Annotated in this window: 17 protein-coding genes, 8 tRNA genes and 1 rRNA gene; all 26 read left to right on the top strand. The window is 36.8% G+C overall.

Annotated elements, in window-relative coordinates; translation table 11 throughout:
• Window positions 1-102: 102 nt before the first annotated feature.
• The 26 genes from E2558_RS11530 (at window position 103) to E2558_RS11405 (ending at window position 21288) form a co-directional block, all read left to right on the top strand.
• Window positions 103-768, top strand: coding sequence for a 50S ribosomal protein L25/general stress protein Ctc (locus E2558_RS11530; RefSeq protein WP_126566292.1), 666 nt, complete (start codon window positions 103-105; stop codon window positions 766-768).
• Between the two features lie 655 nt (window positions 769-1423).
• Window positions 1424-1996: an aminoacyl-tRNA hydrolase gene (pth, locus tag E2558_RS11525; protein WP_126566293.1), complete on the top strand. Its 573-nt coding sequence runs from the start codon at window positions 1424-1426 to the stop codon at window positions 1994-1996.
• Complete coding sequence (gene mfd, locus E2558_RS11520) at window positions 1993-5502, top strand: transcription-repair coupling factor (protein WP_126566294.1); 3510 nt, start codon at window positions 1993-1995, stop codon at window positions 5500-5502. The genes pth and mfd overlap by 4 nt, the downstream gene beginning before the upstream one ends.
• A gap of 70 nt (window positions 5503-5572) precedes the next feature.
• Entirely contained in the window at window positions 5573-7114 is a 1542-nt protein-coding gene (locus E2558_RS11515; RefSeq protein WP_371869286.1) for an oligosaccharide flippase family protein, read from the top strand.
• Window positions 7111-8301: a MazG nucleotide pyrophosphohydrolase domain-containing protein gene (locus E2558_RS11510; protein ID WP_126566295.1), complete on the top strand. Its 1191-nt coding sequence runs from the start codon at window positions 7111-7113 to the stop codon at window positions 8299-8301. The genes E2558_RS11515 and E2558_RS11510 overlap by 4 nt, the downstream gene beginning before the upstream one ends.
• A complete protein-coding gene (locus E2558_RS11505; protein ID WP_126566296.1) occupies window positions 8298-8573 on the top strand; it encodes an RNA-binding S4 domain-containing protein in 276 nt (91 codons plus the stop codon). The genes E2558_RS11510 and E2558_RS11505 overlap by 4 nt, the downstream gene beginning before the upstream one ends.
• A gap of 20 nt (window positions 8574-8593) precedes the next feature.
• Complete coding sequence (divIC, locus tag E2558_RS11500) at window positions 8594-8989, top strand: cell division protein DivIC (protein ID WP_126566297.1); 396 nt, start codon at window positions 8594-8596, stop codon at window positions 8987-8989.
• Between the two features lie 134 nt (window positions 8990-9123).
• Window positions 9124-9525, top strand: a complete 402-nt coding sequence (locus tag E2558_RS11495) for a S1 domain-containing RNA-binding protein (RefSeq protein WP_126566298.1) — start codon at window positions 9124-9126, stop codon at window positions 9523-9525.
• Window positions 9526-9755: 230 nt separating this feature from the next.
• Window positions 9756-11054 carry a tRNA lysidine(34) synthetase TilS gene (tilS, locus tag E2558_RS11490; protein ID WP_126566299.1) on the top strand — a complete coding sequence of 433 codons (1299 nt, stop codon included), beginning with the start codon at window positions 9756-9758 and terminating at the stop codon, window positions 11052-11054.
• Window positions 11051-11590 carry a hypoxanthine phosphoribosyltransferase gene (gene hpt / locus E2558_RS11485; RefSeq protein WP_103365378.1) on the top strand — a complete coding sequence of 180 codons (540 nt, stop codon included), beginning with the start codon at window positions 11051-11053 and terminating at the stop codon, window positions 11588-11590. The genes tilS and hpt overlap by 4 nt, the downstream gene beginning before the upstream one ends.
• Before the next feature lie 295 nt (window positions 11591-11885).
• Window positions 11886-14060, top strand: coding sequence for an ATP-dependent zinc metalloprotease FtsH (gene ftsH / locus E2558_RS11480; RefSeq protein WP_126566300.1), 2175 nt, complete (start codon window positions 11886-11888; stop codon window positions 14058-14060).
• 232 nt (window positions 14061-14292) lie between these two features.
• A complete protein-coding gene (gene hslO, locus E2558_RS11475) occupies window positions 14293-15174 on the top strand; it encodes an Hsp33 family molecular chaperone HslO (protein WP_126566301.1) in 882 nt (293 codons plus the stop codon).
• Window positions 15175-15425: 251 nt separating this feature from the next.
• The gene (cysK, locus tag E2558_RS11470; protein WP_126566302.1) at window positions 15426-16358 is read left to right on the top strand and encodes a cysteine synthase A; all 933 of its coding nucleotides are present in this window, start codon (window positions 15426-15428) and stop codon (window positions 16356-16358) included.
• Between the two features lie 219 nt (window positions 16359-16577).
• Entirely contained in the window at window positions 16578-17381 is an 804-nt protein-coding gene (gene folP, locus E2558_RS11465) for a dihydropteroate synthase (protein ID WP_126566303.1), read from the top strand.
• Entirely contained in the window at window positions 17359-17724 is a 366-nt protein-coding gene (gene folB / locus E2558_RS11460) for a dihydroneopterin aldolase (RefSeq protein WP_126566305.1), read from the top strand. Before folP ends, folB begins: the two co-directional genes overlap by 23 nt.
• A complete protein-coding gene (gene folK / locus E2558_RS11455; RefSeq protein ID WP_126566307.1) occupies window positions 17725-18204 on the top strand; it encodes a 2-amino-4-hydroxy-6-hydroxymethyldihydropteridine diphosphokinase in 480 nt (159 codons plus the stop codon). It abuts the gene before it with no gap.
• A gap of 276 nt (window positions 18205-18480) precedes the next feature.
• Window positions 18481-19971 carry a lysine--tRNA ligase gene (gene lysS / locus E2558_RS11450; RefSeq protein WP_126566309.1) on the top strand — a complete coding sequence of 497 codons (1491 nt, stop codon included), beginning with the start codon at window positions 18481-18483 and terminating at the stop codon, window positions 19969-19971.
• 470 nt (window positions 19972-20441) lie between these two features.
• Window positions 20442-20556, top strand: a 5S ribosomal RNA gene (gene rrf, locus E2558_RS11445).
• 10 nt (window positions 20557-20566) lie between these two features.
• Window positions 20567-20642: transfer RNA gene (locus tag E2558_RS11440), tRNA-Val, on the top strand.
• A 13-nt stretch (window positions 20643-20655) separates the two neighbouring features.
• Window positions 20656-20731, top strand: a tRNA-Thr gene (locus E2558_RS11435).
• 5 nt (window positions 20732-20736) lie between these two features.
• A tRNA-Lys gene (locus tag E2558_RS11430) sits at window positions 20737-20809 on the top strand.
• 23 nt (window positions 20810-20832) lie between these two features.
• Window positions 20833-20907: transfer RNA gene (locus E2558_RS11425), tRNA-Gly, on the top strand.
• A 6-nt stretch (window positions 20908-20913) separates the two neighbouring features.
• A tRNA-Leu gene (locus E2558_RS11420) sits at window positions 20914-21002 on the top strand.
• Between the two features lie 14 nt (window positions 21003-21016).
• Window positions 21017-21093 (top strand) — tRNA-Arg (locus E2558_RS11415).
• Window positions 21094-21123: 30 nt separating this feature from the next.
• A tRNA-Pro gene (locus E2558_RS11410) sits at window positions 21124-21197 on the top strand.
• 15 nt (window positions 21198-21212) lie between these two features.
• Window positions 21213-21288: transfer RNA gene (locus E2558_RS11405), tRNA-Ala, on the top strand.
• Window positions 21289-21430: the final 142 nt, after the last annotated feature.

Raw genomic sequence — 21430 nt, 5'->3', positions numbered from 1 at the left:
AAGTTTAGACCATTTATTTATATATGAGAGCATCACATATAGACAGATGTTGTCAGATAATAGTACGTGTCAAAACTTTAATTATGAAAGGTGGAAATACGAATGGCTTCATTAAAGTCAATCATCCGTCAAGGTAAACAAACTCGTTCTGACCTTAAAAAATTACGTAACACAGGTAAAGTACCTGCAGTAGTTTATGGTTACGGTACTAGAAATACTTCAGTTAAAGTTGATGAAGTTGAATTCATCAAAGTTATTCGTGAAGTTGGACGTAACGGTGTAATTGATTTAGGCGTAGGTTCTAAAACAATTAAAGTAATGGTATCAGATTATCAATTTGATCCACTTAAAAACCAAATTACACACATCGACTTCTTAGCAATCAACATGACTGAAGAACGTACTGTTGAAGTACCAGTTCACTTAGTTGGTGAAGCTGCTGGCGCTAAAGAAGGCGGCGTAGTTGAACAACCATTATTCGACTTAGAAGTTACAGCTACTCCAGAAAATATTCCTGAAGCAATCGAAGTAGACATCACTGAATTACAAATCAATGATAGCTACTCAGTTGCTGATATCAAAGTATCTGGTGACTTCACTATCGAAAACGATCCTGAAGAATCTGTAGTAACAGTAGTACCTCCAACTGACGAACCAAGTGAAGAGGAAATCGAAGCTATGGAAGGTGAAGCTGCAACTGAAGAACCAGAAGTTGCTGGCGAAGAAAAAGAAGATAGCGAAGACGAAGAAAATAAAGACGAAGAATAATTCGTCTCAAACTGTCGACAAAGTCTCAGACTTTGTGGGCAGTTTTTTTATGCGCATGTTTTTTAGGGGAATGGGTCGTAAAGTAGTTCTTAGATAGATATTCACTCGTTTAAGTTGTTTCACTTTCCAGGGGTGCTGTCTCTAAAGTAGTTCTTAAATGGATGATCATTTCACTTAAGTTGAGATGCTTGCCTAGGGGGCTGGGTTGAGCCTTGGTCTCAACACTCATCCTGTTCCCTCAGGCGTCACTCAACTACGTTTCATTATCCATTTTAGAACTACTTACGTAAGTGTATGCGTATTTAAGTTCTTCATAGTCTGTTCCTTTGTGAGTTATCTATAAATTCAAGAATAGTTCATCGGATTATTATCATATTGGATAATTTAACAAATGATAATTTGTTTTTTAAGAATCTAGGATAAAAGATAATATTTTAAAACTACAAGGTAAATTCACAGTAGTGAACTGAGTTGAGGAGACACTTATATGTAAGCTGTTCTTAGCTCTAGAGATCTTTGTAAGGGTGGAACAATGAATTCTGTTCCACTCCTTTTTTGTGTTATGATAGGGAATGTTATAGAATAATGATTAATCAATATGACGGACATCTGAACTGGTGAAAACGTCTATTAAAACACATTGGAGGTTGCACGTATGAAATGTATTGTGGGTCTTGGAAATATAGGTAAACGTTTCGAACTAACAAGACACAATATCGGCTTTGAAGTGATTGATTATCTTTTAGAGAAACATCACTTTTCATTAGATAAACAAAAGTTTAAAGGTGCTTATACGATTGAACACCTTAATGGCGATAAAGTTCTATTTATCGAACCGATGACAATGATGAATTTGTCAGGAGAAGCAGTAGGGCCTTTAATGGATTACTATAATGTTGATGTAGAAGATTTAATTGTTCTTTATGATGATTTAGATTTATCTCAAGGTCACATTCGCTTGCGTCAAAAAGGAAGTGCTGGCGGTCATAACGGTATGAAATCCATCATTAAACATCTTGGTACCGATCAATTTAAACGTATTCGTATTGGTGTAGGGAGACCAACGAACGGTATGTCAGTTCCGGATTATGTATTACAGAAATTTTCAAAAGATGAAATGATAACAATGGAGAAAGTGATTGAACATGCTGCACAAGCGGTAGAATCATTTATTGAAAGTTCACGCTTTGACCATGTGATGAATGAATATAATGGAGAAGTCAATTGAGAACCATCATTTCAGATTATATTCAGAAAGATAAACGATTCCAGGAACTCGACCAAGTCTTCGGCCAAGAGAATATTCTCGTAACAGGCCTCTCTCCCTCGGCAAAAGCGACGATTATCGCTGAAAAGTATCTCAGTGATCAGCGCCAAATGTTATTAATTACAAATAATTTATATCAAGCAGATAAGTTAGAAACAGACATCTTACAATATGTAGATAGTTCAGAAGTTTATAAATATCCAGTTCAAGATATTATGACGGAAGAATTCTCAACGCAAAGCCCTCAACTTATGAGTGAACGTGTACGCACGTTAACTGCCTTAGCTCATAATGAGAAAGGGTTATTTATCGTTCCATTAAATGGTTTGAAAAAATGGCTCACACCAGTAGATATGTGGAAAGACCATCAAATCACGCTAAACGTTGGTGATGATATTGATGTCGACGGTTTATTAAATAAACTGGTTAATATGGGTTATCGTCGTGAAAGCGTCGTATCTCATATTGGTGAATTCTCTCTACGCGGGGGCATTATCGATATTTATCCATTAATAGGACAGCCGGTTAGAATTGAATTATTTGATACAGAAGTAGATTCGATTCGTGATTTTGACGTTGAAACTCAACGTTCAAATGACAATATTGAAAGCGTTGATATTACAACTGCGAGCGATTACGTGATTACTGATGAAGTCATTCAACATCTTCAAACAGAGTTGCAAGCCGCTTATGAACATACACGTCCTAAAATCGATAAATCCGTCCGTAATGATTTGAAGGAAACTTACGAAAGTTTCAAATTATTTGAATCGACATTTTTCGATCATCAATTATTACGTCGTCTGGTGGCATTTATGTATGAGAAGCCGTCTACGCTTATTGATTATTTTGAAAAGGACGCCATCATAGTAGCCGACGAGTATAATCGTATTAAAGAAACTGAGAAGACATTAACTACTGAAGTGGATGATTTTATCCAAAATCTAATTGAAAGTGGTAATGGTTTTATCGGACAATCATTCATGCAATATGATGGCTTTGAAACGCTTATTGGACAATATCCTGTCACTTATTTCACATTATTTACGTCTTCAATGCCAGTAAGGTTACAACACATTATTAAGTTCTCATGTAAACCCGTACAACAATTTTATGGTCAATACGATATCATGCGTTCTGAATTCCAACGATATGTTCATAATGATTATACAATTGTCGTACTTGTCGAAACGGAAACGAAAGTCGACCGTATTCAATCGATGTTAAATGAAATGCATATTCCTACCGTGACAAATATTCATAGTGAAGTTCAAAGTGGCCAAGCTATCGTCACAGAAGGTAGTTTATCTGAAGGTTACGAACTTCCGTATATGCAATTGGTCGTGATTACTGAGCGAGAGCTTTTCAAAACGAAACAGAAAAAGCAACGTAAACGTACGAAAACGATGTCTAACGCTGAAAAGATTAAATCTTACCAAGATTTAAATGTAGGTGACTATATTGTTCACGTACATCATGGTGTAGGCCGTTATTTAGGTGTGGAAACGCTTGAAGTTGGCGACGTGCACCGCGACTATATTAAATTGCAATATAAAGGTACGGACCAATTATTTGTACCTGTTGATCAAATGGATCAAGTTCAAAAATATGTCGCTTCGGAAGATAAATCACCGCGTCTTAATAAATTAGGCGGTTCTGAATGGAAGAAAACGAAAGCGAAAGTTCAACAAAGTGTTGAAGACATTGCAGATGAACTTATCGCGCTTTATAAAGAACGTGAAATGTCTGTTGGCTATCAATATGGAGAAGATACGGCAGAACAAACCGCGTTTGAAATGGACTTCCCTTACGAATTAACACCAGACCAAGCGAAATCAATTGAAGAAATCAAAGGCGACATGGAACGTGAACGTCCTATGGATCGCTTACTTTGTGGTGACGTAGGTTACGGTAAAACAGAAGTAGCCGTTCGTGCAGCCTTTAAAGCAGTGATGGAAGGGAAACAAGTGGCGTTCCTAGTGCCAACTACAATTTTAGCGCAGCAACATTATGAAACATTAATTGAGCGTATGCAGGATTTCCCAGTCCAAATTGAACTTATAAGTCGTTTCCGCTCTGCAAAAGAAGTAAGAGAAACGAAAGAAGGCTTGAAGTCTGGTTACGTGGACATCGTTGTCGGCACCCACAAACTATTGAGTAAAGATATTCAATATAAAGATTTAGGTTTACTGATTGTCGATGAAGAACAACGTTTCGGTGTACGTCATAAAGAACGTATTAAAACATTAAAAACCAATGTCGATGTATTAACACTTACAGCTACGCCAATTCCTAGAACATTGCACATGAGTATGCTAGGGGTACGTGACTTATCAGTGATTGAAACACCACCAGAGAACCGCTTCCCTGTACAAACTTATGTCCTTGAACAGAATAGTAACTTTATAAAAGAAGCCTTAGAACGAGAATTGTCACGTGATGGACAAGTGTTCTACCTTTATAACAAAGTACAATCGATTTACGAAAAGCGTGAGCAACTCCAAATGTTAATGCCAGAAGCTAACATTGCGGTCGCACATGGTCAAATGACTGAGCGTGACCTTGAAGAAACCATGTTAAGTTTCATCAATGGCGAATATGATATTTTAGTTACTACAACCATTATTGAAACAGGGGTCGACGTACCAAATGCCAATACATTAATTATTGAAGAAGCGGATCGCTTTGGTTTAAGTCAGCTGTATCAATTACGTGGACGCGTAGGACGTTCAAGTCGTATCGGTTATGCCTATTTTTTACATTCAGCAAACAAAGTATTAACTGAAACTGCCGAAGAACGTTTACAAGCCATTAAAGAATTTACTGAATTAGGTTCAGGATTTAAGATTGCAATGCGTGACTTAAACATCCGTGGCGCAGGTAACTTGTTAGGTAAACAACAACATGGCTTCATCGACTCAGTCGGTTTCGACTTGTACTCACAAATGCTTGAAGAAGCCGTTAATGAAAAACGCGGCATCAAAGAAGAAGCGCCTGATGCACCAGAAGTCGAAATGGAATTACATCTTGATGCTTACCTACCAGCGCAATATATTCAAAATGAACAAGCTAAAATTGAAATTTATAAAAAGCTACGTAAAGTAGAAACAGAAGAACAACTTTTCGATATCAAAGACGAATTAATCGATCGTTTCAACGATTATCCAGTAGAAGTAGAACGCCTATTAGAAATGGTAGAAATTAAAATACATGCCTTACATGCAGGTGTGACGCTAATCAAAGATAAAGGCAAGCAAATTGAAGTCTTCTTATCAGCGAAAGGTACAGAACAAATTAATGGTGAAGAACTATTTAAACAAACCCAACCTTTAGGACGCGCAATGAAACTCGGCGTAAAAGAAGGTAAAATGCACATCACTTTAACGAAATCGAAACAATGGCTCGAGAATCTGAAATTCTTAGTTAAATGCTTAGAAGGAAGCATGGTTATTGAACATGAACTCTAAACACCAATCAACACAAGCACCACCATCAGCATCACCGACAATTAACAAGAAATCAACGAACCAAGCATCATTGACAGAGTCATCTCAGCAACATGCTGCCTTCAATGGAGTAGTCGTACTCACCTTAGCACTCGTCATCGTGAAAATCTTAAGCGCCATTTACCGTGTCCCATATCAAAATGTACTTGGCGATACTGGACTCTATGCCTATCAACAGATTTATCCAATCGTTGCATTAGGCATGATCCTGTCAATGAATGCCATCCCAAGCGCCGTCACACAAACACTAGGTAGCAACGGTCAGGCCTCTGCCTTTTCCAGAGTGCTTATCGGATTCCAAATACTAGGATTGGCCATCTTCGCCATCATCCTAGTCCTAGCTCATCCCATCGCGAGACTCATGGGCGATCCACACCTTGCACCCATGCTGAGAATGGCAAGCCTAAGCTACCTCTTCATCGGCGTACTCGGCGTATTTCGCGGCTACTATCAAAGCAGACAACACATGCACATACCTGCCATTTCCCAGGTAATAGAACAATTCATCCGCGTTGGCATCATCATCATTGCCATCGCACTATTCACGCTGAAACACTGGACCATATACCAAGCCGGCACACTCGCCATCCTAGCCTCAGCACTAGGATTCCTAGGCTCAAGCCTATACCTAATGTTCACCAAGCCTTTCCCTTTGAAAAGGCAGAACCCAACAAACCATATCCCGTGGAAACAACTACTAATAGCTACCGTCATCTTTGCCCTAAGTCAGCTATTAGTCATCATGTGGCAATTTATAGATAGCTTCACAGTCGTTCATACCTTACAGTCATTTGGACTTCAATTCAAACAAGCTATTATGCAAAAAGGGATATACGATCGAGGTGCCTCTTTCATTCAGATGGGACTTATTGTTACAACTACATTTAGCTTTGTACTCATTCCATTGTTAACACAAGCGATTGAAGACCATAATAGAGTGCAAATGAATCGCTACGCGAACGCTTCACTTAAAATTACAATTTTGATCAGTGCGGCGGCAGGTGTCGGATTGATTAATTTATTGCCTATTATGAACCATGTCTTCTTCAAAACAGATAGCCTAAGTTTCACATTAGGATTTTATATGTTAACAGTGATATGCGTGTCGCTTATCATGATGGATATTGCTTTACTACAAGTATTTAATCGTATTCGTCCAATAATCATTGGCGTTATAATAGGATTGATATCTAAAACTATACTGAATATTGTACTTATTCATCACTTCGGCATTGTAGGCGCAAGTATCAGTACTGTGGTTTCACTTATTTTATTTGGCATTGTTTTACACATTGAAGTAATAAAACATTATCGTTTTAATCGCATGCGCTATTTTATATTAAAGACACTAGTCGCTTTAGCTATCATGTCACTTGTAGTTCAATGCGTGATGTATATTATGCCACCCGTTGGACGTTTAGGTGGACTGGTAGAACTTCTAATTGTAGCCGTTATTGGTGTTGGTGTTTTACTCGCCTTAGTTATGTATATGAACATTTTAGGATATAAAGAACTTAAACACTTACCGTTCGGTGATAAACTCTATCTTATGAAGAAAGGAAGACGTTCATGACACACACAATTACAATTGTTGGTTTAGGGAACTATGATATAGATGATTTACCGCTTGGTATCTATCGTTTCCTTAAAGAACAGCAACATATTTATGCACGTACAGTTGATCATCCAGTAATTGCTAGCTTACAGAATGAATTAACATTTGAAAGTTTCGACAGTATTTATGAGAATAACGATGACTTCGCGTCAGTCTATCAACAAATTGTAGATACATTGATCGAGAAAGCTGCGACAGATGATATTGTTTATGCAGTACCAGGCCATCCTCGTGTGGCAGAAACGACAACAGCTAAATTGCTTGAATATAGCGCAACTCATGACGATGTAGATGTTAAAGTGTTAGGTGGTAAAAGCTTTATCGATGATGTATTTGCAGCGATTGATGAAGATCCTAACGATGGTTTCACTTTATTAGATGGAACTGCTTTATCTGAAAATGTGTTAAACATTCGCACGCATACCCTTATTACTCAAGTCTATAGTGCTATGGTTGCCGCTGATATTAAAATTACATTAATGGAACGTTATCCAGATGATATGTTAGTTAAAGTTGTAACCGGCGCTCATAGTACAGGTGCTAATGTAGTAGAAGTACCATTGTTCGAGTTAGACCGAGACGAAGCCATTTTTAATAATTTAACGAGCGTTTTCGTGCCTAAAGTAACAGATGATGAAGCGATGTACCAAGACTTCGATTTCGCAGTTCAGACAATTGACCGCTTAGTAGACGACGAGAATGGTTGTCCATGGGACCGCGTTCAAACGCATGAGTCGTTAAAACGCTATTTAATTGAAGAAAGTTTCGAACTATTTGAAGCTATAGACAATGAAGATGATTGGCACATGATTGAAGAACTCGGCGATATCTTGTTGCAAGTGTTATTACATGCAAGTATTGGTAAAAAAGAAGGCTACATGGATATTAAAGAAATCATTGAAAGTTTAAATGCGAAGATGATACGTCGTCATCCACACATTTTCGGAGAAGAAGAAGCGGAATCGATTGACGACTTGAATGACTTTTGGGCTACAGCGAAAAGTAAAGAAGGCAAAACGCCACGCGTAAAATTCGAGAAAGTATTTGCAGACCATTTCATGTCATTGTATGATAAAACAAAAAATAAGGATTTTGATGAAGAAACCCTTAGAAATTTCTTACAACAAGGGGAGCGTAATTCATGAGATTAGATAAATATTTAAAAGTATCACGACTAGTGAAACGTCGTACATTAGCGAAAGAAATCAGCGACCAAGGTCGTATCACAGTCAATGGCAACGTAGCCAAAGCGGGTACAGACGTAAAATTAGAAGACGAATTAGTAATTCGTTTCGGTCAAAAACGCGTTACTGTGAAAGTTACAGGTTTAAGTGAACATGCATCGAAAGAAAATGCCAAAGGTATGTATGATTTGATTAAAGAAGAACGTATTAACAATGAATTCAATGAAGAATAGATTGAAGGAGGTGGCAAGCTATGAGTAATAAGGTGGAAAATATTGGTAACCAGTATACCTCTGAGAGAAATCGTAAGAAAAGACGTCAACAAAAAAAGATGCGTGTGGTACGTCGTCGTATTACAGTCTTTGGAGGCTTATTGTTAGCCATTATCCTTATTCTATCTATCATGCTTGTCGTCCAAAAACACAGTAATGAGCAAGCAGCTGTTGAACGTAAACATAAAGAAGAGCAATTCCAAAAGAAACAAGATGAAGAATTAGCATTAAAAGAAGAACTCAATAATTTAAATGATAAAGATTATATCGAAAAAATCGCAAGAGATGATTATTACTTGAGTAATAAAGGTGAAGTGATATTTAAATTACCAAATGATAAGAAATCATCAGATTCTCAATCCTCCGATAGCAACTAGATAATTGGAAGATAGTTAGAAAATAGTGATGGTTATCTTGTACAAAATAATCATTGTATAGCATTGTGAAAATATTAAAACAGGAATATAATAAGGTTAAAATCGAATCAAAATCGGGAGGATTTATTTAGAATATGTCAATCGAAGTAGGAAATAAGCTAAAAGGTAAAGTTACTGGTATCAAAAAATTTGGTGCGTTCGTAGAGTTACCTGAAGGGAAAAGCGGCTTAGTTCATATCAGTGAAGTAGCTGATAACTATGTTGAGAATGTAGAAGACCATTTATCAGTTGGAGACGAAGTTGAAGTAAAAGTTTTATCAATTGCTGAAGACGGTAAAATCAGTCTTTCAATTAAAAAAGCGAAAGATCGTCCACGCAGACCACATCATAAATCTCATCAAAATAAAACACCTCAACAAAAAGGTGAAGATTTTGAAAAGAAATTAAGTAACTTCTTGAAAGATAGTGAAGATAAATTAACTTCAATTAAACGCCAAACTGAATCAAGACGTGGCGGTAAAGGTTCAAGACGTTAATTTGAATATACTCTAGAGGTCAAAGTTAAACTATAGCTATATGATACGAGCATGTATGCTTTAAAAAATAAAAGGTATAGTTTATGTGCGCAACAGGTAATCGACTTCTGGTATTTATTATCTGTGCGGGGTGGGATCACGAATTCTATATTTAGAATTCAGTCCCACTCCTTTTTTTGATAATAGCATCCAGTTGTAAAGGTTAAAGAAAGAAGTAGGAGGTCGACAAAGTGGAAGTAAATACATCACTATGGGATAAAAAAGACCATATTGTCATCGCAGTATCCACTGGTATAGATAGCATGTGTCTTTTACATAGCTTAATCTATGATCTTTCCCATACTTATGCGCGTATCTCATGTTTACATATTAACCATGGTTTAAGAGAAGCCTCGCAACAAGAAGAAGAATTTATTCGTCACTTTTGCGCTCAACATGAAGTGCCTTGTTATGTAAAACACTTAGATTTATCTGAGCTAGTGCAACAAGGGAGAAGTATTCAAGCAGATGCCAGACAACAACGGTATACATGGTTTGATAAGATGATGCAGCAACTCGAAGCGGACGTTTTATTAACCGCTCATCATTTAAATGATCAACTAGAAACGATTTTTTATCGTATATTTACTGGAAGGTCCACACGTAGTTCACTTGGCATGGATGACATGTCATGGCGCGGACATTATAAATTATGTCGGCCATTATTAAATACGTATAAATCTTACATTCATAGTTACCAACAATTACATCAGGTTCCTTACTATGAAGATGCTTCAAATAGTGACAATAAATACGCGCGTAATGATATTCGCAATCGACTTTTACCTTCTATAGATGACAATGTAGACCTCGATACAGCTCAGTTATTAAAATTAAAAGCCTGGCACGATATACAATTACAACATACACGCCAACGTGTGAATGAATTTACTCAACATGAAGTTGCAATCAACACGGCGCGTACACGTATTCAATTTTCACGAAATGCTTTTAATCAATTGGACAATATAACTAAAATGGTATTATTGGATCAGTTGTTTGAGTCTATCCATTTGCGGGTTTCATTGTCAGAAAAAAATTATGAAGAGTGGTTTGAACAAATTAATAGTCGTGTCGCACAAATTGAGATTACTCTTTCTGAAACATGGATAATTCAAATTGCTTATGATAAATTTATAATAATGGCTAAAAAAGAAACACCTGCACTCAAAGCGCAAGTGGTGACACAACCTGGAACTTATTATTTCGGAAAATATGTCATCACCATTCATGCTCAAAACGCTTGCTGGGAGTGGCCTTTAACGATTCGTACACGTCGTAACGGAGATAAAATTAAGATGAATGGACGTGAAGGTCATAAAAAAGTCAGTCGCTTATTCATTGATAATAAAGTGAGTAACGATGAACGTGAAAATATGCCATTGATTGAAGACCAACAACATACTATTATTGCGGTGGGTCATTTATATATAAAAACAAATTATAAAAATAATATAGATATTAAAAAATTGGAGATGAATGATAAATGAAGGACGATTTAAAAAGTATTTTATTAACAGAAGAGGATATTCAAACGATTTGTAAGGAATTAGGTGAGCAAATTACTCGCGACTATAAAGATAAACCGCTTGTATGTGTAGGTATCTTAAAAGGTTCTGTTATGTTTATGGCTGACTTAATCAAACGCATTGATACACATTTAGCTATTGATTTTATGGACGTTTCAAGTTACCACGGTGGTACAGAATCTACTGGAGAAGTTCAAATCTTAAAAGACTTAGGTTCTTCTATTGAAAATAAAGACGTGTTAATTATTGAAGATATTTTAGAAACTGGTACAACTTTAAAATCAATTACTGAATTACTTCAATCACGTAAAGTTAATTCTTTAGAAATCGTGACATTATTAGACAAACCAAACCGTCGTAAAGCAGATATTGAAGCGAAATATGTAGGTAAGAAGATTCCTGACGAATTCGTTGTAGGTTATGGCTTAGATTACGCTGAACACTATCGTAATTTACCATACATCGGAACATTAAAACCTGAAATTTATAGTAAATAATTAAAGATTTTTAACTAATAATGCATTAAGTGTTGTTTACATTATTATAACTATACTTAACTTATAAATTAGTGTAGACTTCATTTTATATTAATTATTTTTACTCTGAAAAGTATGGGATGTTTTTAAAAATTTGCTTTCTTTTTTCATAAAGAAACGGTTCGAATGTAGAAATAATGATATTGGGAAATTGAAAAATAGAAAAGTGCTACAAAAGTTGAAATGCTAGCCTTCAACAGAAGTGTTGTGTTACAATTTTTGTTAGCTTTATTATAGAAATAGGAGGAAATGACGCATGCAGAAAGCTTTTCGCAATGTGCTAGTTATCGCAATGATTGGCGTTATTCTATTCGGCATCTTCTCATACATAAATGGGAATGGCACTCAGCCGAAACAACTTTCCTATTCACAATTTGTAGAAAAATTGGATAAAGGTGACCTTAAATCCTTACAAATCCAACCTGAGCAAAATGTGTACTTGGTAAGTGGTAAAACGAAAAATAATGAAGACTATTCTTCAACGATTTTATACAATAACGATAAAGACTTACAGAAAATTACAGATGAAGCACGCAGTCAAAAAGGACTAGATTTTAACGTTAAAGAAGAAGAAAAACAAAGTGTATTTGTCAGCATGTTGACTACACTCATTCCAGTATTAGTTATTGCTTTATTATTTATCTTCTTCCTTAGCCAAGCACAAGGTGGCGGCGGTGGCGGTCGTATGATGAACTTTGGTAAATCTAAAGCAAAAATGTACGACAACCAAAAACGTCGTGTTCGTTTCACTGATGTTGCTGGGGCAGATGAAGAAAAACAAGAATTAATCGAGATTGTTGACTTCTTAAAAGATAATAAAAAATTCAAACAAATGGGTTCAAGAATACCTAAAGGGGTCTTATTAGTTGGCCCTCCAGGTACAGGTAAAACATTATTAGCACGTGCCGTTGCAGGTGAAGCGGGCGCGCCTTTCTTCTCAATCAGTGGTTCTGATTTCGTTGAAATGTTCGTCGGTGTAGGTGCAAGTCGTGTACGTGATTTATTCGAAAATGCTAAGAAAAATGCACCATGTATCATTTTCATCGATGAAATTGATGCTGTTGGTCGTCAACGTGGCGCTGGTGTTGGTGGCGGACATGATGAACGTGAACAAACACTTAACCAATTATTAGTTGAAATGGATGGCTTCGGTGAAAATGAAGGTATTATCATGATTGCTGCAACTAACCGTCCAGATATCCTAGACCCTGCGTTATTACGTCCAGGTCGTTTCGATAGACAAATTCAAGTTGGTCGTCCAGATGTTAAAGGTCGTGAAGCGATCTTACATGTTCACGCTAAGAATAAACCACTTGATGAAACGGTGGATTTAAAAGCGATTTCTCAAAGAACGCCAGGATTCTCAGGTGCCGACTTAGAGAACTTACTAAACGAAGCATCATTAATCGCAGCGCGTGAAGGTAAAAATAAAATTGATATGCGTGATATTGAAGAAGCTACAGACCGCGTTATTGCTGGTCCAGCGAAGAAATCACGTGTTATCTCTGATAAAGAACGTAATATTGTAGCACACCACGAAGCTGGTCACACAGTTATTGGTATGGTACTTGATGAAGCAGAAGTCGTGCATAAAGTAACGATTGTACCTCGTGGTCAAGCCGGTGGTTATGCAATGATGTTACCTAAGCAAGATCGCTTCTTAATGACAGAACCAGAATTATTAGATAAGATTTGTGGATTATTAGGTGGACGTGTATCTGAGGATATTAACTTCCATGAAGTATCTACAGGTGCTTCTAATGACTTTGAACGTGCGACTCAAATTGCGCGCTCTATGGTTACTGAATATGGTATGAGTGAAAAACTTGGACCATTACAATTCTCATCAAGCGGTGGCGGCCAAGTATTCTTAGGTAAAGATATGCAAGGTGAACCTAACTACTCTGGTCAAATTGCTTATGAAATTGATAAAGAAGTACAACGTATCATTAAAGAACAATATGAACGTTGTAAACAAATCTTATTAGAACATGAAGAGCAATTAAAACTGATTGCTAAGACATTATTAACTGAAGAAACATTAGTAGCTGAACAAATTCGTTCATTATTCTATGATGGTGTATTACCTGAAGTTGATTACGATGCTGCTCGCGTTGTAAAAGATGATGACGATTCAGAATTCAGTCAAGGTAAATACGGTAAATCTTATGATGACATTCGCAAAGAACAATTAGACGAAGGTCGTGAAAAAGAAGAGGAAGACCGTAAAGAACACCGTGACATTAATAACGAGCGTAGACATCGTCAACGTGAAGGTAGACCTTATCGTGATGAACAGGATCGCTACCGTGATGATGCTCATGAAGAACATCATTCAGGTTCTCGTAAACGTTCAGACGACGAGGATGATACAGGCTACGAACAATCACCGAATATCGACAAACCGTATAATCCAAATGATCCTAAATAGATAAATACATGCTTCAAAGATTACAATCTCTTTCACTAAGGTACGCGCCTTAGTTGAAAGAGATTTTTTAATACGTCATATCGTTTGGAATAATGAGCATAAAGCAAGTTACTTCATATTCTTATTAAACCAGTGTAGAATAAATGTCCTTAAAGAAATTGACACTTTGGTTTTTAATTTTCAAAAAAATAAGTAATATAAAAATATAAACTGCAATAAAGGAGATAAATAAATGACACATGATTATATCGTAAAATCATTAGCTTTCGATGGAGAAATTCGTGCGTATGCCGCTTTAACTACTGAATCTGTCCAAGAAGGTCAAACACGTCATTATACATGGCCAACAGCTTCAGCTGCAATGGGAAGAACAATGACAGCTACTTTATTAATGGGAGCAATGTTAAAAGGCGATCAAAAACTAACAGTAACAGTAGATGGTAAAGGGCCAATTGGACGTATCATTGCTGATGCGGATGCACAAGGTAACGTACGTGCATATGTAGATCACCCTCAAACACATTTCCCACTTAATGCACAAGGTAAATTAGATGTCAGACGTGCAGTGGGAACAGATGGTTCAATTCAAGTTGTCAAAGATGTAGGTATGAAAGACTATTTCTCAGGGGCAAGTCCAATTGTGTCTGGTGAATTAGGTGAAGATTTCACATATTACTTTGCTACGAGTGAACAAACACCATCATCAGTAGGATTAGGTGTATTAGTTAATCCAGATAATTCAATTAAAGCAGCAGGCGGCTTCATCATTCAAGTAATGCCTGGTGCAAAAGATGAAACAGTTACTAAATTAGAAGAAGCGATTAATAACATGCAACCTGTTTCTAAATTAATCGAACAAGGTTTAACACCAGAAGGCATCTTAAATGAAATTCTTGGAGAAGATAATGTTCAAATCTTAGAAACAATGGATGCGCAATTTGAATGTAACTGCAGTCACGAGAAATTCTTAAACGCAATTAAAGGATTAGGAGAAGCAGAAATTCAAAGCATGATTGAAGAAGACCACGGCGCTGAAGCAATATGTCACTTCTGTGGTAATAAATACCAATATTCTGAAGGTGAATTAGAAGAATTACTTGCTTCAATGAAATAATAAGTTGCTAAACTTTAAGAAACACTTATAGACGCTATACTTTAATTTACAGTTCCACAAACTTCCTCTAAAAACCTTCTGAGTTTATTAAAATGAGTTTGTGGTAAACTTCTTATATATAAGAAAAAAGTAACATTTTTAGTCGCGTAAAAATAATTCTCTTTGTCTTTTTAGAAAATTCTGATAGAATATAACTATATCCGATAGAAAAACTAAGTTTTAAATTAGAATGTTAAAGGAGCGTTTTTTCAATGGCACAAAAACCAGTAGATAATATTACACAAATCATTGGCAATACACCGGTAGTAAAATTAAGAAACGTAGTAGACGAAGATGCAGCAGATGTTTATGTAAAATTAGAATATCAAAATCCAGGTGGTTCAGTTAAAGACCGTATCGCATTAGCTATGATCGAAAAAGCTGAAAAAGAAGGCAAAATTAAACCTGGCGATACAATCGTAGAACCTACAAGTGGTAACACTGGTATTGGATTAGCTTTCGTATGTGCTGCTAAAGGTTATAAAGCAGTATTTACAATGCCTGAAACAATGAGTTCAGAACGTCGTAACCTATTAAAAGCTTACGGTGCTGAATTAGTATTAACACCAGGATCAGAAGCTATGAAAGGTGCTATTAAAAAAGCCAAAGAATTAAAAGAAGAACATGGTTACTTTGAACCACAACAATTCGAGAACCCAGCTAACCCAGAAGTACACGCGTTAACAACTGGTCCAGAACTTGTTGAACAATTCGAAGGTAAACAAATCGATGCATTCTTAGCAGGTGTAGGTACAGGTGGTACATTATCTGGTGTAGGTAAAGTATTAAAAGAAAAATATCCTAACATCGAAATCGTTGCAATCGAACCAGAAGCTTCACCAGTATTAAGCGGTGGCGAACCTGGTCCACATAAATTACAAGGTTTAGGTGCAGGTTTCGTACCAGACACGTTAAACACAGAGATTTACGAAAGCATCATTAAAGTGGGTAACGACACTGCAATGGAAACAGCTCGTCGCGTCGCTAAAGAAGAAGGTATCTTAGCAGGTATTTCTTCAGGCGCAGCAATCTACGCAGCTATCCAAAAAGCTAAAGAATTAGGTAAAGGTAAAACAGTTGTAACTGTATTACCAAGTAACGGTGAACGTTACCTATCAACACCATTATATTCATTCGACGACTAATTAGACGTCGCTATTGATACGCTAGTGAAGCTTCATTGCTTTGCTAGCTTTTTTTATTTTTGAAAAGGCACTGCAATACACGTACTCGTTTTAAACTAATTCCTCAATTACGAACACTGCAATGTTGTTCAAATGAGTGTATCATTAAAAGTGAATAAAAAATTGAAACGTGGCCGTAGAGTTACGTTTTCATTTTCAAAAAAGCGAAGGGTGACAATAATGACGAAAACAAAAATTATGGGCATCTTAAATGTGACGCCTGACTCATTCTCTGATGGAGGAAAATACAACTCAGTAGAAAACGCCTTGGCACGTGCCAAAGAAATGATTGAAGAAGGCGTAGATATAATAGATGTAGGGGGCGTATCTACAAGACCAGGCTACACTGAAGTGCCACTTGAAGAAGAATTAGACCGTGTGGTACCTGTGGTAGAAAAATTAGTACCTCTAGGTGTGCAAATATCAGTGGATACGTATCGTAGTGAAGTAGCCGAAGCTTGCTTGAAACTTGGCGCAACGATGATTAACGACCAATGGGCTGGATTATACGATCCTAAAATTATTGATAAAGTTGCTGAATACGACGCGGAAATTGTATTAATGCACAATGGCGATGGACATCGTGAGCAACCTGTAGTAGAGGAAATGCTGTTATCTTTAATGACACAGGCAAACAAGGCTGAAATGGCTGGTATTCCTCAACATAAAATTTGGTTAGACCCAGGTATTGGCTTCGCGAAAACGCGTGAAGAAGAAAACGAAGTGATGGCGCGATTAGATGAGCTAGTAGCGACAGAATATCCTATTTTATTAGCGACAAGCCGTAAACGATTCATTAAAGAAATGATAGGTACAGAAACGAAAGCACTAGAACGAGATGAAGCGACGGCTGCTACTACGGCCTATGGTATAATGAAAGGCGTTAAAGCTGTACGCGTGCATAATGTTCAACTTAATGCACGCTTAGGTCAAAGTATGGACTTCTTAAAGGAGAATGAAGATGAACGACATAATCTTTCTTAAAGGCATGCGTTTTTATGGATATCACGGTGCGCTTTCTGCAGAGAATGAAATAGGACAAATCTTCGTAGTCGATGTGACATTAAAAGTAGACTTAGCTGAAGCGGGTAAATCCGATGATGTTACTGATACAGTACACTATGGCGAAGTATTCGAAGATGTAAAAGAGATTGTAGAAGGACCACCTTGCAATTTAATTGAGCATCTAGCTGAACGTATTGCAAAACGTATAAATTCACACTATAATCGTGTAATGGAAACGAAAGTCAGAATCACTAAAGAGAACCCACCTATACCAGGACATTATGATGGTGTAGGGATAGAGATAGTGAGGGAGAATCGTTAAATGGTACAAGCATATTTAGGTTTAGGAAGTAATATTGGAGATAGAGAACAGCAATTACAAGAAGCCATTCGACTAATTGATAGTACTGAAGGAATCGATGTAGTTCAAACTTCCCCAATCTATGAAACCGCACCAGTCGGCTATACGGATCAACCTAATTTTCTAAATTTATGCATAGAAATCAACACAGAATTATCCTCTCAAGCACTTCTTCAACGTTGTTTAGAAACAGAACAACATTTGCATAGAGTTAGAGACATTCGTTGGGGCCCTAGAACATTAGATGTCGACATTTTATTATATGGCGACGAGGTAGTCGAAGAAGAGGATTTAAGTATTCCGCATCCTCGCATGAATGAACGTGCCTTTGTATTAATACCTTTAAATGATATAGCTCCAAATAAAGTTGAACCTCGCTCTCATCAAACGATTGGCGAGTTAGTTATGGCTGACGATACCGTTAAGAAGTATAAAGATTAAGAGGTTATGATTAGGAAAGGGTTCGGGTATGGATAAATGAGAAAATGCTTTATTACCTTTCCATCGTTTAGTAAAATTAAAAGATGAAAATGGTGAAATGAAAATGCTTAAACCTGCATCTTAGTACCTTAAACGTGAAAAGTTAACAGTAAAGCATACGAAACATTAAACCAAGCTAATACTGAACAAAAATTGATAGATATCTTGCTTGTAAGGATTTCAATATGAATATATGGAATGATTGGCAAGAATAATGAAGCTAAAGGAGAGAAAGTTATGTCAGAAGAAATGAATGACCAAATGCAGGTCCGTCGTCAAAAACTACAAGAATTAATCGATTTAGGAATCGATCCATTTGGTAAACGTTTTGAACGTACGGCTACAGCGAGCGAATTAAAAGAACAATGGGATCAATTCTCTAAAGAAGAATTACATGATAAAGAAGACGATAGCCACGTTTCAATTGCTGGTCGCTTAATGACAAAACGTGGTAAAGGTAAAGCTGGATTTGCACATGTTCAAGATTTAACAGGCCAAATCCAAATTTACGTGCGTAAAGACCAAATTGGAGAAGAAGACTTTGATAACCTTTGGAAAAGTGCTGACTTAGGCGATATCGTTGGTATTGAAGGTGTAATGTTCAAAACAAATACAGGTGAATTATCAGTTAAAGCTAAATCATTTACATTATTATCAAAAGCGTTAAGACCATTACCTGATAAATTCCATGGTTTACAAGATATCGAACAAAGATACCGTCAACGTTATTTAGATTTAATTACTAACGAAGAAAGTACACGTACATTTATCAATCGTAGTAAAATTATTCAAGAAATGAGAAACTATTTAAATCAAAGAGGTTACTTAGAAGTTGAAACACCAATGATGCATCAAATCGCTGGTGGTGCTGCTGCACGTCCTTTCGTTACACACCATAACGCATTAGACGCTACATTATATATGCGTATTGCGATTGAACTACACTTAAAACGTTTAATTGTTGGTGGACTTGAGAAAATTTACGAAATTGGTCGTGTCTTCCGTAACGAAGGTGTATCAACACGCCATAACCCAGAATTTACTATGATTGAATTATATGAAGCATACGCTGACTATCATGATATCATGGATTTAACTGAATCAATGGTTAGACATATTGCGCAAGAAGTTCTAGGTTCAGCAAAAGTTCAATATAATGGGGAAGAAATAGATTTAGAATCTTCTTGGACTCGTTTGCACATTGTAGATGCTGTTAAAGAAGCTACAGGTGTAGATTTCTATCAAGTTAAAACTGATGACGAAGCTAAAGCTTTAGCTAAAGAACATGGTATTGAAATTACAGATAATATGAAATACGGTCATATCTTAAATGAATTCTTCGAACAAAAAGTAGAAGAAACATTAATTCAACCAACATTTATTTATGGCCACCCAATTGAAATCTCTCCATTAGCTAAGAAAAATCCTGAAGATCCAAGATTCACTGATCGTTTCGAGTTATTCATCGTAGGTAGAGAGCATGCAAATGCATTTACTGAGTTAAATGATCCTATTGATCAACGTCAACGTTTCGAAGCTCAACTTGTTGAGAAAGAACAAGGTAATGATGAAGCGCATGAAATGGATGAAGACTACATCGAAGCATTAGAATATGGTATGCCTCCAACAGGTGGATTAGGTATTGGTATTGACCGTTTAGTTATGTTATTAACAGACTCACCATCTATCAGAGACGTATTATTATTCCCTTACATGAGACAAAAATAATAAACAGTAAAAATTTCGACGCTATCTACAGTCTAGTAGATAGCGTTTTTTTATTTAGAAGACGTATGTTCAAGTTAATATGGTAAAGCATGTTGAGAAATTGAAAAGATGTTAGCACAATGTTAAAAAAATATTAAAAAAGATCAAAATTCAACAATAATATCAAAAGTAAAAAAGAGTGAAAAATTCATTGAAAATTATAGAAAAAAAGAGTAGTCACAGAGCAGATGATGTGCTAATATATTATGAGTGTTCTCGAAAAACAGAACAAATTAGTTAGTGCTTACAAAACTAATTAAAAAAATCAAAAAAAGTTATTGACATTATCATTTAAATGTTATATGATATAAAAGTCGTCAAAAACGAAAGTTAATTTTGTAAAACGCTTGTAAAAGAAATTTTAACAAAGTGTAAAATTAACTATTGAAAGTTGAAATAATCGATAGTATAATTGATTGAGTAAGTTGTTGTCTGGTGACAATGGCAAGGAGGTCACACCTGTTCCCATGCCGAACACAGAAGTTAAGCTCCTTAGCGCCGATGGTAGTTGGATTTACATTCCGCTAGAGTAGGACGTTGCCAGGCTTACTAAGTCGGAGAATTAGCTCAGCTGGGAGAGCATCTGCCTTACAAGCAGAGGGTCGGCGGTTCGATCCCGTCATTCTCCACCATTTCAATAATACAGCCGGCCTAGCTCAATTGGTAGAGCAACTGACTTGTAATCAGTAGGTTGGGGGTTCAAGTCCTCTGGCCGGCACCATCTTTGAGCCATTAGCTCAGTTGGTAGAGCATCTGACTTTTAATCAGAGGGTCAGAGGTTCGAATCCTCTATGGCTCATACGATTATTTTAATAGCCACATGCGGAAGTAGTTCAGTGGTAGAACACCACCTTGCCAAGGTGGGGGTCGCGGGTTCGAATCCCGTCTTCCGCTCCATTTTTTGCCGGGGTGGCGGAACTGGCAGACGCACAGGACTTAAAATCCTGCGGTGAGAGATCACCGTACCGGTTCGATTCCGGTCCTCGGCACCATCTTTTTAAATATAGCGCCCGTAGCTCAACTGGATAGAGCGTTTGACTACGGATCAAGAGGTTATGGGTTCGACTCCTATCGGGCGCGCCATTTAAAATTCAAACCTTATTTAATTAAATACGGGAAGTAGCTCAGCTTGGTAGAGCACTTGGTTTGGGACCAAGGGGTCGCAGGTTCGAATCCTGTCTTCCCGACTTCTTAAATAATATGGGGGCTTAGCTCAGCTGGGAGAGCGCCTGCTTTGCACGCAGGAGGTCAGCGGTTCGATCCCGCTAGTCTCCACCATTTATAAATTTTCTAAAATGAACATTGAAAACTGAATGACAATATGTCAACGTTAATTCCAATAAATGTAACTTTAAGTTACAAACACTATTTAGTTTTATGAGCTAATCAAACATCATAAATTTTTTATGGAGAGTTTGAT

Source organism: Staphylococcus pragensis, from assembly GCF_004785665.1.
GTDB classification, from domain to species: Bacteria; Bacillota; Bacilli; order Staphylococcales; family Staphylococcaceae; genus Staphylococcus; species Staphylococcus pragensis.
The sequence above is the reverse complement of the archived record's forward strand: the minus strand, read 5'-3'. Positions and strand labels throughout refer to the sequence as shown.